Raw genomic sequence first — 14,532 nt, forward strand, 5'->3', positions numbered from 1 at the left:
CAGACGGCCGGCTCCGTCGATCCTGCCGGATCAGCCCTCCGCGAGCCACACCGCCGTGTCGGTCGGAAGCAGATTGCCGTCGAGGGGACCACTCGCGACCACGACCGTACCCGCGGGCAGCTCGACAGGCTCCTCGCCGAAGTTCACGACGACCGTGACGTCGCCGTTGCGGAATGAGACGACCTCCGGGTCGGAATCGATCCACTCGAGCCGGCCCGCACCGAGCCCGTGCGCACGGCGCGCGGCGAGCAGGCTCTTGTAGAGCTCGAGCGTCGAACCCGCCACGCCGTTCTGCGCGTCGCGCGCGAGCGTCGCCCACTCGGCCGGCTGCGGCAGCCACGAGGCACCCGTCGCGCTGAAGCCGTAGGCGGGGGCAGCCGACGTCCACGGGATCGGCACGCGGCATCCGTCACGTCCGTATCGCTCGCCGTTCGTGCGGAACCACGTCGGGTCCTGCCGAGCCTCGCCGGGGATGTCGATGACCTCGGGAAGGCCGAGCTCCTCGCCCTGGTAGAGGTAGGCCGAGCCGGGCAGCGCGAGCATGAGCGTCGTCGCGGCGCGGGCGCGGCGCAGACCGACCTCGGGGATCGGCTTGCCGGGCGAGTCCGGTCCGATGCCGTGGCCCTGCGGGTTCTCGGCGGTGAGCGCGAGGCGCGACGCGTGGCGCACGACGTCGTGGTTCGAGAGCACCCACGTGCTCGGAGCGCCCACGGCGGAGTAAGCGGCGAGGGACTCGTCGATCACGCGGCGCTGGGCCTCGGGGTCCCACTTCGTCTCGAGGTAGTTGAAGTTGAACGCCTGGTGCATCTCATCGGGACGCACCCACAGCGCGGTCTTCTCGGCGTCGGGCAGCCACGCCTCCGCGCACAGCGCGCGGTCTCCGTCGTACTCGGCGACGAGGCGGTGCCAGTCGCGGTAGATCTCGTGCACGCCCTCCTGCCCCCAGTACGGCACGTCGGCCTCTTCGCCGCCCATCGCGTCGGCGTTCTCGGGGTGGTGGTAGTCGGGCAGGCCCTCGGCCTTGATCAAGCCGTGCGCGACGTCGACGCGGAAGCCGTCGACCCCGCGGTCGAGCCAGAAGCGCAGGATGCGGCGGAACTCCTCGCGCACCTCCTCGTTCGTCCAGTCGAAGTCGGGCTGTGACGGGTCGAACAGGTGCAGGTACCACTGCCCCGGAGTGCCGTCGGGCTCGGTGACGCGCGTCCACGCCGGACCGCCGAACACCGAGTCCCAGTTGTTCGGCGGCAGCTCGCCGTTCTCGCCCTTGCCGTCGCGGAACATGTACCGCGCGCGCTCGCGGCTGCCGGAGGCGGCCTTGAGCGCCTGCTGGAACCACACGTGCTGATCGGACGAGTGGTTGGGGACGAGGTCGACGATGAGGCGGATGCCCCGCGCATGCGCCTGCGCGAGCATCTCGTCGAAGTCGTCGAGGCTTCCGAACAGCGGGTCGACGTCGCAGTAGTCGGAGACGTCGTACCCCGCGTCCTTCTGCGGCGACCGCTGGAACGGGCTCAGCCAGATCGCGTCGACACCGAGGTCGCGGAGGTCGTCGAGGTGCGCGGTGATGCCGGCGAGGTCGCCGATGCCGTCGCCCGAGAGGTCGGCGAACGACCGCGGGTAGATCTGGTAGATGACGGCCGTGCGCCACCATTCGGAACCCGGAAGAGCCGGCAGCTGCGCCGCGTCGGGCCGGGTCGTGGCATCCGTCTTCGTCGAAGTCATGCGGTACACCATACTGCAAGCGCTTACATTCTCAGACTCCGAGTTCGCTCATCGGCCGCCGGGGCGGCGCCCCGGGGTGCGCGACTATCGTGGGCGGGTGCCCTCCGCCGAATCGCTCGCCCGCGCCGAATCGCTCATCCGCACGATTCCGGACTACCCCGAGCCGGGCGTGCTCTTCCGCGACATCACGCCGCTGCTCGCGGACCGCGACGCGCTGCGGGCGACGATCGACGCGATGATCGAGCCGTTCGAGGGACGGTTCGACGTCGTCGCGGGGGTCGAGGCGCGCGGGTTCATCCTCGCGGGCGCCGCCGCGATCGCCGCCGGAGTGGGTCTCGTGCCGATCCGCAAGGCGGGCAAGCTGCCGCGGCCGGCGGCATCCGTCTCCTACGAGCTCGAGTACGGCACCGCGACGATCGAGTGCCACGACGACATCGCGCCGGGCACGCGCGTGCTGCTCATCGACGACGTGCTGGCGACCGGGGGCACGCTCGTCGCGGCACACGAGCTCGTCGCGCGGCTCGGTGCCGAAGTCGTCGGCACCACGGTGCTCATGGAGCTCGAAGCGCTCGGCGGGCGTGCGCTCGTCGGCGACGTGCACGCCGTGTTCACGGCCTGACGCCCCCGCGGCGAAGGGGCGCGTCAGCCGCCGATCACGACGTTGAGCGGGGGCTCGCCCGCGAGCATCCGGTCGATCTGCCTGCGCACCAGACGCGCCATGCGGGGCCGCATCGCGCTGGACGCACCGCCGACGTGCGGCACGATGAGCGCACCCGGAAGGGACCACAGCGGATGCCCCTCCGGCAGCGGCTCGGGCTCGGTCACGTCGAGCGCCGCCCGGATCCGCCCGCGGCGCACGTGGTCGACGAGCGCGCCGGCGTCGATGAGCGACCCGCGACCGACGTTCACCACGAGCGCGCCGTCGGGCAGCGCCGACAGGAACCCGTCGTCGACGATGTGCCTCGTCTCGTCGCCGCCCGGAAGCGTCAGGATCACGATCTCGGCGTGCGGCAGCAGCGCGGGCAGCTCGTCGACGCCGTGCACGGCGACCCCGTCCTCGTCGCGCGCCCGCGACGCGACCGCCGTCACGTGCACCTCGAACGGCGCGAGACGGACCGCGACCGCCTTGCCGATGCCGCCGTAGCCGAGGAGCAGCACGCGGCGGTCGGCGAGGCTCTCGGCGACCTCCGGAGCCCACCTGCCCTCGGCCTGCGATCGCAAGAACGACGGGATGTGCCGCTGCGCCGCCAGCGTCAGCGCGAGCGCGAGCTCCGACGTCGACGTCTCGTGCACGCTCGACGCATTCGCGAAGACGAGCCCGCGGGGCAGCCGCTGCTCGATGCCGTCGAACCCGATCGACTGCCCCTGCACGAGCCCCACGTCGACGGCCTCGAGGTGGTGCAGCGTGCGGCCGACGCTCATGTACGGAGGCACCACGATGTCGAGGCGCTCGCGCGGCGCGGCATCCGACATGTCCCACACGATCACGTCGACTCCCTCGGGCAGGTCGCCGAGCGAAGCGGCGAAGTCGGCGGTCGGGACGGTGACGGTCAGACGGATGCCACGGCTCACGCCCTCCACGCTAGCCGCGCCGCCCCGGGCGTCGGCGCGGCTGCCCACTCCGCGGAAAGCTCCGGGCGTATCGTCGGAGCCGTACCGCAACGAGGCGAGGAGGATCCATGATTCCCGAGATCAACTACTGGGCTGTGCTGCTGGCTACGCTCTCGGCCATGGTCGTGGGTTCGATCTGGTACACGCCGAAGGTGTTCGGGGCTCGGTGGATGAGACTCGCGAAGGTCACCCCCGCCCAGACGAACGTGGGCGCGTGGGTGCCGATCGTCGTCGCGATCGTGCTGTCGTTCCTGCTCGCGTGGGTGCTCGCGGGAGCGGTCACGATCGCGTGGCAGTTCTATGGAGGCGGGTACTTCTGGGCGGCGATCGTGACGTCCGTGACGCTGTGGGCGGGTTTCACCGCGGGACGGATCATCGTGCACGACGTCTTCGAGGGACGGCCGTCGAACCTCACGGTGCTCAATATCGCGCACGAGCTCGTCACGGTGCTCGTGATGGCCATCATCATCGGGGTGTGGCCCCCGGCCGGGACGGTCTGACGCGGGCTCAGGCCGCCACAGCGACCACGGCGGAGATCGCCGAGCGGAAGAAGCTCAGCCCGTCGACGCCGGAGCGCATCGCGGCGGCCGTGTCGGGACCGAAGCCGGGCTCGACCGCGTGCTCGGGGTGCGGCATGAGGCCGACGACGTTGCCGCGCTCATTCGTGAGGCCGGCGATGTCGTCGAGCGAGCCGTTCGGATTGACGCCCTCGTAGCGGAACGCGACGAGGCCTTCGCCGTTGATGCGGGCGAGGGTCTCGGCATCCGCGATGTACCCGCCGTCGCCGTTCTTGAGCGGGATCACGATCTCCTGGCCCTGCTCGAATTCGCTCGTCCATGCGGTGGACGCGTTCTCGACGCGGAGGATCTGGTCGCGGCAGATGAACTGCTGGTGGGAGTTGCGGATGAGCCCACCCGGAAGAAGGTGCGCCTCGACGAGCATCTGGAAGCCGTTGCAGACGCCGAGCACGGGCATGCCCTTGGCGGCGGCATCCTTCACCTCGGCCATGATCGGGGCGTGCGCCGCGATGGCACCGGCGCGCAGGTAGTCGCCGTAGCTGAAGCCGCCCGGAAGCACGAGCGCGTCGACGCCCTCCAGGTCGTGCGAGCCGTGCCACAGCGCGACCGGCTCGGCGCCGGCGATGCGGATCGCGCGCTGCGCGTCGCGGTCGTCGAGCGACCCCGGGAACGTGATGACCCCGATGCGGGCGGTCATTCGACGACCTCGATGCCGACGACGTCTTCGATGACGGAGTTCGAGAGGATCTCATCCGCGATGCGGCGCGCGGCCGCGAGCGTGTCCTCGCCGACCTCGCCGTCCACGGTGAGCTCGAAGCGCTTGCCGATGCGGACGCCGTTGAACTCCGAGACGCCCAGCCGCTGGAGGGCGCCGGCGACGGCCTTCCCCTGCGGGTCGAGCAGCTCGGCCTTGGGCATGACGTCGACGACGATGGTGGGCATGTGGTCCTCCGAGCGGCCGGGGCCGCCAGCTATCGGTCGTTGAGCGACGAGCGCAGCGAGGAGTCGAGACGCCGGATGTCGCGGGAGGGGTCGCTCCCAGTCTAGGCGACCGCGCGGTGGGCTCCCTCCTGCGTGACGCGAGGGCGCGACATCCGCTCCGCGCCCTCGACCGACGCGGTCGTGGCTTGACCGTGACGAAACCGTGACCAAGTCGTGGGAGCGCTCCCTTGACTTTCGTGGGAGCGTTCTCATACGGTCATGGTGTCTGCTGGGAACGCTCCCACGCGACGCACCCGGGTTCCGGCGCTGCCGGTACCGATCACCTGCAACACACCCTGACAACACAAAGGAGTGACAGTGAACTCACGTGCCTTCCGCCGGGGCGCTGTGGCGGTTGCGGCCATCTCGGCCTCCGCCATCGTGCTGGCCGGCTGCGCGGGGAGCGGCGGCGGAACGCCGTCCTCCGACGACAACGGCGAGGTCACCCTGACCCTCGCGACCTTCAACGACTTCGGCTACACGGACGAGCTCCTCGCCGAGTTCACCGAGGAGACGGGCATCGAGGTCGTGCACAACAAGGCGGCCACCTCGAACGACGCTCGCGCCAACTTCTTCCAGAAGCTCGGCAAGTCGGGTCTCGCCGACGTCGAGGCGGTCGAGATCGACTGGTTCGCCGAGATGATGCAGTACGCGGACCTGCTCGCGCCCGCCGGCGACGACGTCAAGGGCCGCTGGCTCGACTGGAAGGAAGCCGCCGCGACGGACGCGGACGGCAACCTCGTCGCCTACGGCACCGACGTCGGCCCGCAGGGCATCTGCTACCGCGCCGACCTGTTCGAGGCCGCCGGCCTGCCGACCGACCGTGAGGCCGTCGGCGAGCTGTTCCCGACGTGGGACGCGTTCTTCGACGTCGCCGACCAGTACAAGGAGGCGACAGGCAAGCCGTTCATCGACTCGGCCAACGCGGTGCTCCAGGGCATCATGAACCAGATCGAGTACACCTACGAGGAGCCGGACGGCAACATCATCGCGACCGACAACCCCGACGTGCGGGAGTCGTACGACACGGTCGTCGACCGTGCCGTCCCGGTCGCGGCCTACGCCGGCCAGTGGAGCGAGGACTGGTTCGCGTCGCTCGCGAGCGGCGAGTTCGCCACCATGCTGTGCCCGGGCTGGATGCTCGGCGTCATCTCGGGCAACGCGCCCGACACGACCGGCTGGGACATCGCCGATGCCTTCCCGGGCGGCGGCGGCAACTGGGGCGGCTCGTACCTGGTCGTGCCCGCCAACGGCGAGAACGTCGAGGCGGCGTCGCAGCTCGCGGCGTGGCTGACCTCGCCCGAGACGCAGATGAAGGCGTTCGCCAACGCGGGCACCTTCCCGAGCCAGGTCGAGGCGCTCGAGAGCTCTGAGCTGGCGGCGGCGACGAACGAGTACTTCAACAACGCGCCCACGGGTGAGATCCTCACCAACCGCGCGAACGCGATCACGGTCGCGCCGTTCAAGGGCCCGAAGTACTTCCAGTACCACGACGCCCTTCAGAACGCTGTGACCCGAGTCTTCGACGGCCTCGAAGACAAGGAGACCAGCTGGGACAACTGGGTGACCGAGGTTTCGGCCTTCTGACACCCGACGGGGTGCGGGCGGCCGACCCCGCCCGCACCCCGCTCCTGCACCAGACCCGAGAAGGACGAACGTGACCACCACCGCATCGCGGCCGGAGACGCGCGCGCAGACTCCGGAAGAACCTCGTCAGCCCCGCGTGATCTCGTTCTCGCACCGGCTGAGCAAGTGGGATCTGAAGATCTCCCCCTATCTGTACATCTCGCCGTTCTTCATCATGTTCGCGATCGTCGGCCTGTTCCCGATCGCCTACACGGCCGTGATCTCGTTCATGGACTGGGATCTGGTGCGCAACTCGGGCACCTTCATCGGCTTCGACCAGTACATCTGGATCCTCACGCAGCCTCACTTCTGGACGGCGCTGCGCAACACCTTCAGCATCTTCCTGCTGTCGAGCATTCCGCAGCTGATCCTCGCGATCTTCATTGCCGCGGTGCTCGACCGCAACATCCGCGCCAAGACCTTCTGGCGAATGAGCGTCCTGCTCCCCTTCGTCGTCGCTCCCGTCGCGGTCGGCCTCATCTTCACAGCGATCTTCGCCGACAACTTCGGACTCGTGAACACGTGGCTCGGAAACCTGGGCCTGCCGGGCATTCAGTGGCACAAGGACCCGTTCTGGAGTCACGTCGCGATCGCGACCATGGTCAACTACCGCTGGACCGGCTACAACGCGCTGATCCTGCTCGCCGCGATGCAGGCCGTGAACCGCGACTACTACGAGGCGGCGACCGTCGACGGCGCCGGCCCGGTGCGGCAGTTCTTCAGCATCACGATGCCGTCGCTGCGTCCGACGCTCATCTTCGTCATCATCACGTCGACGATCGGCGGCCTGCAGATCTTCGACGAGCCGCGCGTGTTCGACCAGTTCGGCCGAGGCGGCGCGGGCCAGCAGTGGCTCACGATCACGCTGTACCTGTACGACATCGGCTGGGGTCAGTGGAACTTCGGCCGCGCGGCGGCGATGGCCTGGATCCTGTTCGTCATCATCCTGCTCATCGGCCTCGTCAACCTGCTCATCACCCGCTCGCTCGTTCGAGACGAGGGTCTGCGCCGTGAGCTGACCAAGCGACAGGAGAAGGAGCTTGCGAGACAGGCGAAGAAGGACCTGAAGGAGGCCGTGTGATGAGCACGCTCGGAACGCCCACGCCTCTCGCCGTGGTCGAGGAGAACATCCCCAACGAGAAGCAGCGCCGTCGCGGCGCGCGCACGATCCGCATCCGCGGCTCGCGCCCCGGCTGGATCGTCTATGCACTGCTGACCGTCGTCTTCGCCACGGGCGCGTTCCCGCTGTGGTGGTCGTTCGTCATCGGCTCGGGCGACGCGTCGTCGCTGCGGCGGCCGTTCACGTGGATCCCCGGCGGCAACTTCTGGACGAACGCGGCATCCGTCGTGACCAACCCGGCCGTCAACTTCTGGCCGGCGCTGTGGAACTCGATCTACAGCTCGTTCCTCATCGCCGCCGCGGTCGTCATCACGTCGACGCTCGCCGGGTGGGCGTTCGCGAAGCTGAAGTTCCACGGCGGCGCGGCCCTCCTCGTGTTCGTCGTCGCGACGATGGCCGTTCCTCAGCAGCTCGGCGTCGTGCCGCTGTACATCCTGTTCGCCGAGCTCGGCTGGACCGGCCAGATCGGGGCGATCATCATTCCCGCCCTCACGAGCGCGTTCGGCGTGTTCTGGATGACGCAGTATCTGCGACAGGCCGTGCCCGACGAGCTCATCGAGGCGGCGCGTGTCGACGGCGCGTCGATGCTGCGGACGTTCTGGACGGTCGGCGTCACCGCGGCGCGACCCGCCGCAGCGATGCTGTTCCTCTTCACGTTCGTGGGCGCGTGGAACAACTTCTTCTGGCCGTTCATCGTGCTGGACCGGCAGAACCCGACGCTTCCCGTCGCGCTCTCGCTGCTCCAGTCCAACTACTTCGTCGACTACTCGATCGTGCTCGCCGGGGTGATCCTCGCCACGATTCCGCTCCTGCTGCTGTTCATCTTCGCCGGAAAGCAGCTGGTCAGCGGCATCATGGCAGGTGCTGTCAAGGGCTGAATCGCAGAGCGCACTCACCGATACTGAGGACACACATGACCATCGAGTTCCAGGAAGACTCCGCTCCCATGACCGAGACCGAGCGACGCGCGTTCCCCGACGGCTTCCTCTTCGGCGCGGCGACCGCGGCGTTCCAGATCGAGGGGGCGGCGTTCGAGGACGGCCGACGGGCTTCGATCTGGGACGCTTTCTGCCGGGTGCCGGGCGCCGTGATCAACGGCGACAACGGCGACGTCGCGTGCGACCACTATCACCTCTACCGCGACGACGTCGCGCTCATGAAGCGCATGGGGCTGCAGACGTACCGATTCTCGACGTCGTGGTCGCGCGTGCGCCCGGACGGCGGACCCATCAACCCGGCCGGCCTGGACTTCTACAAGCGTCTCGTCGACGAGCTGCTCGACGCGGACATCCTCCCGTGGCTCACGCTCTACCACTGGGATCTGCCCCAGGCGCTCCAGGACCGCGGCGGCTGGACCGTGCGCGAGACGGCGGACCTGTTCACGGAGTACGCGCTCGACATGCACGACGCGCTCGGCGACCGCGTGAAGGTGTGGACGACGCTGAACGAGCCGTGGTGCTCGTCGTTCCTCAGCTACACCGCGGGCATCCACGCGCCCGGTCATTACAGCGTGACCGAAGGCGTGCTCGCGGCGCACCACCTGCTGCTGGGCCACGGCCAGGTCATCCGCGAGCTCCGCGCGCGCGACGCGTCGCTCGACCTGGGGGTCACCCTCAATCTCACGGTCGCAGACCCGGTCGACCCGAGCGATCCCGCCGACCTCGACGCCGCGCGACGGATCGACGGGCAGTTCAACCGGTGGTTCCTCGACCCGATCTTCCGGGGCGAGTACCCGGCCGACGTCGTCGACGACATCCGCGCCGTGCACCCCGAGGCGATCGCCGCCCTCGATGAGGCGACGAGGCCGGGTGACCTCGAGACGATCTCGACGCCCATCGCGACGCTCGGCGTGAACTACTACCACGGCGAGTACGTCAGCGGTCACCCGGCGACCGACGAGGTCACGGGCGGTGACGCGCCGACCGATCGCCGCGCCGAGTCCCCGTTCCCCGCCGCCGCCGAGGTCCACTGGCACGATCGCGGCCTGCCGCGCACGCCGATGCACTGGGAGGTGCAGCCGGAGGGGCTGACCCGCCTGCTCGCCCGCGTCCACGAGGAGTACTCCGCGTCGGCCGGTGTCGCGCTGTATGTCACAGAGAACGGCGCCGCCTACGACGACGTCGTGGTCGAGCGCGACGGCGAGAAGTTGGTCCCCGACACCGAGCGCACCGAGTTCGTGCGGTCGCACCTGGCCGCGACGCTCGACGCCATCGACCGGGGCGTCGACGTGAGGGGATACTTCTACTGGTCGCTGCTCGACAACTTCGAGTGGGCATGGGGGTACGAGAAGCGCTTCGGCATCGTGCGCGTGGACTACGACACGCAGGAACGCACGGTGAAGGAGAGTGGCCGGCTGTACAGCCGCATCATCGCCCAGCGCGCCCTCGAGGCGCAGAGCACGGCAGACTGAGTCCTCTGGGTCTTCCGAGCACGAAGGGCGGGGTTCGATGAGCACCGAGATCGCGCGCGGGCCCGTCACGATCGAGGAGGTCGCGGCGGCCGCCGGCGTCTCGCGCTCGACCGTGTCGCGGGTCGTCAACGGTTCGACTGCGGTGAGTCCGGCTGCCCTTGAGGCAGTGCGCCGCGCGATCGCAGAACTGAACTACGTGCCCAACCGCGCCGCCCGCTCCCTCGCGAGCCGCCAGACGCACGCGATCGCGCTCGTGGTCCCGGAAGACACGACGCGGTTCTTCGGAGACCCGTTCTTCGCGGCGATCGTGTCGGGCATCAACGCGCGCCTGAGCCGCTCGGACTACGTGCTGAACCTCTTCATCGCGAGCGACGACCCCGGCGACAAGACCACGAGCTACGTGCGCAGCGGCGCGGTCGACGGCGCGATCATCGTGTCGCACCACACGAGCGACTCGTTCATCGACCGCATCGTGAGCAGCGTGCCCGTCGTGTACGGCGGTCGGCCCGTGCGCGAGCGCGCGAACGACCACTACGTGGACGTGGACAACACCGCGGGCGGCCGCCACGCGACGGAGTACCTCATCGGCAAGGGCTACACGCGCATCGCGACGATCACCGGGCCGCTCACGATGCCCGCAGGCATCGACCGGCTCGAGGGGTTCCGCGCCGCGCTCGCCGCCGCCGGCCTCGACGAGGTCGCGGTCGAGGACGGCGACTTCACCGCCGACGGCGGCGCGGAGGCGATGCAGCGCATCCTCGACTCAGGAGAGCGCCCCGACGCGATCTTCATCGCCAGCGACCTCATGGCCCGCGGAGCGCTCGAGATCCTGCACCGCGCCGGCGTCCGCGTGCCCGAAGACATCGCGATCATCGGCTTCGACGACTCCCCCGTCGCGACGAGCGTGACGCCGACGCTCACGACCGTGCGCCAGCCGTCGTTCGAGCAGGGCAAGCGCATGGCGAGCGCGCTGCTCGAGCTGCTCTCGGGCGGCAACCCGCCTCACGCGCAGGTGCTCGCGACCGAGCTCATCGTGCGCGAGTCGGCCTGACGCACCACCGGGTTCGTACGGGATCAGCGGCCCGGCGCGGTCGCGAGGATCGCGTTGTTCCACGGGTCGTCGAACGCGAGCGTGCGCCCGTCGTCGCGGACCGGGAACCCGTGGTGCTTCAGCCGCTCCTCGAGCGCGCCGAGCGTGTCGGCGTCGGGCAGGTCGAGGTCGACGCGGCCGAGGCCGAGGCCGGGCATGCGGGGGCCGGCACCGCGCGAGTTCCACACGTTCATCGCCATGTGGTGGTGGTAGCCGCCGGCGCTCACGAAGATCGCCTGATTGCCGAGCGACGCCGTCTCGTCGAAGCCGAGAGCGTCGACGTAGAACGCGCGCGCGGTCGCGACATCGCCGACCGAGAGATGGACATGACCGACGGATGCCGCGTCCCCGGCGGTCGCGCCGAGCACGGCCTCTTCCGTGAGGTGCTCGTCCAGGAACGCGATCGGGTCGAGGAACAGGGTCGCCATCTCGACCTGCCCGTGGATCCAGGACCACTCGGTGCGGTCGCGGTCCCAGTACAGCTCGATGCCGTTCCCCTCCGGGTCGGTGAAATAGAAGGCCTGGCTCACGAGGTGGTCCGCCGACCCCGCGAACGTGCCCGGCGCGTGACGCGCGACCGAGTAGAGCGCCGCCGCGAGCGCCGCCTGCGTCTCGAAGAGGATCGCCGTGTGGTACAGACCCGCCGAGCCCGGAGTGGCGTGGCGAAGTCCCGGCTCGTGCTTCAGCACGACGATCGGGCGGCCCGCACGACCAAGCGTCACCGTGTCACCGTCAGCGGCGAGCACCTGCAGCGTCACGACGTCGCGGTAGTAGCGCGTCATGCCGTCGAGGTCGCCCACGAGGAGTGTCACCGGGCCCATCGCCGTGTCGGCGGCGAGGCGGTCGGAAGTCGCGAGCCTCTTATGCATGTGAATGGATAACGCGGGGCATCCGGTGTTTCATTCCCGCCCCGGTGAAATCATGCTCGCCGAGTGCACGACATCGCGTCGAGCGCACGACCTGCCGACGCGGCGAAGTCGTGCACTCGACGGCATGCCGTGCACTCGGCGAAAGGGCGCAAGAGGGTGGCGGTTACCTCACCTCTTGCGGGTCGCCGCCGAGCTGCCCGACGGCGGGGATCGGGCCGCCGTCGTCGGCGCCGGTCTTGCGCCAGCGGGCGATGAGGTTGCCGAGGTGGTAGATCACCAGCGCCGCGGCCGACCCCAGCACGATCGCGCCGAGCTGGAAGTCGCCCCACTGCATCGTGAACCCGGCGATCGCCATCACGAGCGCGACGGCGGCCGTGTACTGGTTGACGGGCCGCGAGAAGTCCACGCGGTTGTCGACCCAGATCTTGATGCCGATGATGCCGATGAGGCCGTACAGCGCGGTCGTCACGCCGCCGAGCACGCCCGGGGGGATCGTGTTGAAGATCGCGCCGATCTTGGGCGACATCGCCAGCAGGATCGCCACCGCGCCCGCGACCCAGTACGCGGCGGTCGAGTACACGCGGGTCGCCGCCATCACACCGATGTTCTCGCCGTACGTGGTCGTACCCGAGCCGCCGAAGAAGCCTGCGATCGTCGTCGCGGCGCCGTCGGCGATGAGAGCGCGGCCCGTGTGGCGGTTGACGGAGGGGTCCGTCATCGTCGCGACGGCGCGAACGTGCCCGACATTCTCTGCGATGAGCACGAGCACGACCGGCAGGAACATCGCGATGACCGCCCACGTGCCGGGCGACGCGAAGTCGGCGATGTGGAACTCGGGCAGGCCGATCCACGCGGCGGCCTCGACGGGGGCGTAGTCGATCTCGCCGAGGATCACCGCGACGATGTACCCGACGACGACGCCGAGGAAGATCGAGATGCGCCCGAGGAATCCGCGGAACAGCACGCTGAACAGGATGACGGCGATGAGCGTGACGGATGCCGTGACCGGCGCCTGCTCGAAGTTCGTCCACGCGACCGGGGCGAGGTTGAAGCCGATGAGCGCGACGATCGTGCCCGCGACGACCGGGGGCATGAGCTTGTCGACCCAGCCGATGCCCGCGAATTGCACGACGAAGCCGACGATCGCGAGGAGGATGCCGACCGCCACGATGCCGGCGAGCGCCGAGCCCATCCCGGCCGTCGCGGTCGCCGCCGTGACCGGTGCGATGAAGGCGAACGACGAGCCGAGGTAGCTGGGCAGCTTGTTGCGCGTGACGAGCAGGAACAGCAGCGTGCCGATGCCCGAGAACAGGAGTGTCGTCGACACGGGGAAGCCGGTGAGCACGGGCACGAGGAAGGTCGCTCCGAACATCGCGACGACGTGCTGCGCGCCGATTGCGACGGTCGCGCCCCAGTTGAGGCGCTCTTCGGGCTTGACGACCTTTCCGGGTTCGACCGTCCGGCCGTTGCCGTGCAGGGTCCAGATAGGCATATCGCTCCTTAGCGGGGAGATCGGGTGAGTGCTGAGGAAACGATATCTGGGAGTTCGCTGAGAGCGATCACGCGGGCGGCGTGTGCGGCATCCGCGTCGTGACGCCGCGCGTCGAGACGCTCAGCCGGTGAGCCGCTCGAGCAGCTCGCGGTACCGCGCGGCCGTGCGCTCGACGATCTCGTGGGGCAGCCGCGGCGGCTCGCCCTCGCGCGGCGCCGGCCAGTTGGCGGCGAGCCAGTCGCGCACGATCTGCTTGTCGAAGCTCGCCATGCGCTCCTCGGGGGTCGTGCCCGATTCCCACGCGGAGGCGTCCCAGTACCGAGACGAGTCGCTCGTGAGCACCTCGTCGGCGAGGGTCAGGACGCCGTTCTCGTCGAGGCCGAACTCGAACTTCGTGTCGGCGAGGATCAGCCCGCGCGCCTCGGCCGTGCGCGCCGCGCGGCGGTAGATCTCGAGCGACAGGTCGCGCAGCTCTTCGGCGCGCTGGGCGCCGACGATCTCGACCGTGCGCTCGAACGAGATGTTCTCGTCGTGCTCGCCCATCGGCGCCTTGAACGCGGGCGTGAAGATCGGCTCGGGCAGCCGGTCGCCGTTCGACAGGCCTTCGGGCAGGCGGATGCCGCACACCGTCCCCTCCGCGAGGTACTCGGCCCATCCCGAACCGGTCAGGTATCCGCGCACGACGCACTCGATCGGCTGCATGTCGAGGCTCCGCACGACCATCGCTCGCCCGATGACCTCGTCGGGGATGAGCGAGACCACATCGTCGGGGGTGTTCGGCACGCCGTCCGGGCCTCGCGTGAGCAGGCGCGAGGGCTCGAGGTGGTTCGGGATCGAGCGGCCGCCGTCGGCGCCCGCGAGCTGGTCGAACCACCACAGGCTGAGGGTCGTCAGCAGCACGCCTTTGTCGGGGATGCCGGGCGACAGCACGTGGTCGAACGCGCTCACGCGGTCGCTCGCGACCACCAGCATCCGCTCGGCACGCCCCCCTTCGGGGGTGTCGGCGGGCACGTAGAGGTCGCGCACCTTGCCCGAGTACACGTGGCGCCAGCCGTCGAGCTCGAGCGGGGTGGGAGGGGCATCCGTCACCGGC

Annotated in this window: 14 protein-coding genes; 7 read left to right on the forward strand and 7 right to left on the reverse strand. The window is 69.6% G+C overall.

The genetic code is table 11. The annotated features are described in order from the left end of the window. Positions 1–30: 30 nt before the first annotated feature. Complete coding sequence (locus BJ991_RS03180) at positions 31–1,722, reverse strand: glycoside hydrolase family 13 protein (protein WP_179487383.1); 1,692 nt, start codon at positions 1,720–1,722, stop codon at positions 31–33. Positions 1,723–1,819: 97 nt separating this feature from the next. Here BJ991_RS03180 and BJ991_RS03185 point away from each other — a divergent pair, with 97 nt between their 5' ends. Then, the gene (locus BJ991_RS03185) at positions 1,820–2,341 is read left to right on the forward strand and encodes an adenine phosphoribosyltransferase (protein WP_343048631.1); all 522 of its coding nucleotides are present in this window, start codon (positions 1,820–1,822) and stop codon (positions 2,339–2,341) included. A 23-nt stretch (positions 2,342–2,364) separates the two neighbouring features. On the opposite strand, the gene BJ991_RS03190 is transcribed toward BJ991_RS03185, so the two are convergent. Continuing rightward, positions 2,365–3,294, reverse strand: coding sequence for an NAD(P)-dependent oxidoreductase (locus tag BJ991_RS03190; RefSeq protein ID WP_179487387.1), 930 nt, complete (start codon positions 3,292–3,294; stop codon positions 2,365–2,367). 107 nt (positions 3,295–3,401) lie between these two features. Between BJ991_RS03190 and BJ991_RS03195 the strand changes: the two genes are divergently transcribed. Beyond that, positions 3,402–3,833 carry a DUF1761 domain-containing protein gene (locus tag BJ991_RS03195; RefSeq protein WP_179487389.1) on the forward strand — a complete coding sequence of 144 codons (432 nt, stop codon included), beginning with the start codon at positions 3,402–3,404 and terminating at the stop codon, positions 3,831–3,833. Positions 3,834–3,840: 7 nt separating this feature from the next. Here BJ991_RS03195 and purQ read toward each other — a convergent pair whose 3' ends face one another. Both purQ and purS read right to left on the reverse strand, forming a co-directional pair. Next, positions 3,841–4,548 carry a phosphoribosylformylglycinamidine synthase subunit PurQ gene (gene purQ, locus BJ991_RS03200; protein WP_179487391.1) on the reverse strand — a complete coding sequence of 236 codons (708 nt, stop codon included), beginning with the start codon at positions 4,546–4,548 and terminating at the stop codon, positions 3,841–3,843. Then, the gene (purS, locus tag BJ991_RS03205; protein WP_179487393.1) at positions 4,545–4,793 is read right to left on the reverse strand and encodes a phosphoribosylformylglycinamidine synthase subunit PurS; all 249 of its coding nucleotides are present in this window, start codon (positions 4,791–4,793) and stop codon (positions 4,545–4,547) included. Before purS ends, purQ begins: the two co-directional genes overlap by 4 nt. 357 nt (positions 4,794–5,150) lie before the next feature. On the opposite strand from purS, the gene BJ991_RS03210 reads away from it, so the two are divergent. The 5 genes from BJ991_RS03210 to BJ991_RS03230 all read left to right on the forward strand — a co-directional run bounded on the left by BJ991_RS03210 (position 5,151) and on the right by BJ991_RS03230 (position 11,039). After that, positions 5,151–6,419, forward strand: a complete 1,269-nt coding sequence (locus BJ991_RS03210; RefSeq protein ID WP_179487395.1) for an extracellular solute-binding protein — start codon at positions 5,151–5,153, stop codon at positions 6,417–6,419. Between the two features lie 70 nt (positions 6,420–6,489). Beyond that, on the forward strand, positions 6,490–7,539 hold the full coding sequence (locus BJ991_RS03215; protein ID WP_179487397.1) for an ABC transporter permease subunit: 1,050 nt from the start codon (positions 6,490–6,492) through the stop codon (positions 7,537–7,539). After that, positions 7,539–8,456: a carbohydrate ABC transporter permease gene (locus BJ991_RS03220; RefSeq protein ID WP_179487399.1), complete on the forward strand. Its 918-nt coding sequence runs from the start codon at positions 7,539–7,541 to the stop codon at positions 8,454–8,456. Before BJ991_RS03215 ends, BJ991_RS03220 begins: the two co-directional genes overlap by 1 nt. 35 nt (positions 8,457–8,491) lie before the next feature. Continuing rightward, a complete protein-coding gene (locus tag BJ991_RS03225; RefSeq protein ID WP_246301012.1) occupies positions 8,492–9,988 on the forward strand; it encodes a GH1 family beta-glucosidase in 1,497 nt (498 codons plus the stop codon). 37 nt (positions 9,989–10,025) lie between these two features. Beyond that, positions 10,026–11,039: a LacI family DNA-binding transcriptional regulator gene (locus BJ991_RS03230; RefSeq protein ID WP_179487401.1), complete on the forward strand. Its 1,014-nt coding sequence runs from the start codon at positions 10,026–10,028 to the stop codon at positions 11,037–11,039. Between the two features lie 23 nt (positions 11,040–11,062). Here BJ991_RS03230 and BJ991_RS03235 read toward each other — a convergent pair whose 3' ends face one another. The 3 genes from BJ991_RS03235 to BJ991_RS03245 form a co-directional block, all read right to left on the reverse strand. Further along, positions 11,063–11,947 carry a VOC family protein gene (locus tag BJ991_RS03235; RefSeq protein WP_246301013.1) on the reverse strand — a complete coding sequence of 295 codons (885 nt, stop codon included), beginning with the start codon at positions 11,945–11,947 and terminating at the stop codon, positions 11,063–11,065. 163 nt (positions 11,948–12,110) lie between these two features. Then, positions 12,111–13,439 carry a uracil-xanthine permease family protein gene (locus BJ991_RS03240; protein WP_179487403.1) on the reverse strand — a complete coding sequence of 443 codons (1,329 nt, stop codon included), beginning with the start codon at positions 13,437–13,439 and terminating at the stop codon, positions 12,111–12,113. A gap of 120 nt (positions 13,440–13,559) precedes the next feature. Continuing rightward, positions 13,560–14,528 (reverse strand): phosphoribosylaminoimidazolesuccinocarboxamide synthase, encoded by a 969-nt coding sequence (locus tag BJ991_RS03245; RefSeq protein ID WP_179487405.1) that lies wholly within the window; start codon positions 14,526–14,528, stop codon positions 13,560–13,562. Positions 14,529–14,532: the final 4 nt, after the last annotated feature.

It is taken from the genome of Microbacterium immunditiarum (genome assembly GCF_013409785.1).
Lineage (GTDB): Bacteria > Actinomycetota > Actinomycetes > Actinomycetales > Microbacteriaceae > Microbacterium > Microbacterium immunditiarum.

Excerpts from the sequence above, each read along its gene's own strand:
- purQ (WP_179487391.1), bottom strand. The coding sequence starts at position 4,548 with ATGACCGCCCGCATCGGGGTCATCACGTTCCCGGGGTCGCTCGACGAC.
- BJ991_RS03235 (WP_246301013.1), bottom strand. The coding sequence starts at position 11,947 with ATGCATAAGAGGCTCGCGACTTCCGACCGCCTCGCCGCCGACACGGCG.
- BJ991_RS03220 (WP_179487399.1), top strand. The coding sequence starts at position 7,539 with ATGAGCACGCTCGGAACGCCCACGCCTCTCGCCGTGGTCGAGGAGAAC.
- BJ991_RS03230 (WP_179487401.1), top strand. The coding sequence starts at position 10,026 with ATGAGCACCGAGATCGCGCGCGGGCCCGTCACGATCGAGGAGGTCGCG.
- BJ991_RS03180 (WP_179487383.1), bottom strand. The coding sequence starts at position 1,722 with ATGACTTCGACGAAGACGGATGCCACGACCCGGCCCGACGCGGCGCAG.
- BJ991_RS03240 (WP_179487403.1), bottom strand. The coding sequence starts at position 13,439 with ATGCCTATCTGGACCCTGCACGGCAACGGCCGGACGGTCGAACCCGGA.
- BJ991_RS03225 (WP_246301012.1), top strand. The coding sequence starts at position 8,492 with ATGACCATCGAGTTCCAGGAAGACTCCGCTCCCATGACCGAGACCGAG.
- purS (WP_179487393.1), bottom strand. The coding sequence starts at position 4,793 with ATGCCCACCATCGTCGTCGACGTCATGCCCAAGGCCGAGCTGCTCGAC.
- BJ991_RS03195 (WP_179487389.1), top strand. The coding sequence starts at position 3,402 with ATGATTCCCGAGATCAACTACTGGGCTGTGCTGCTGGCTACGCTCTCG.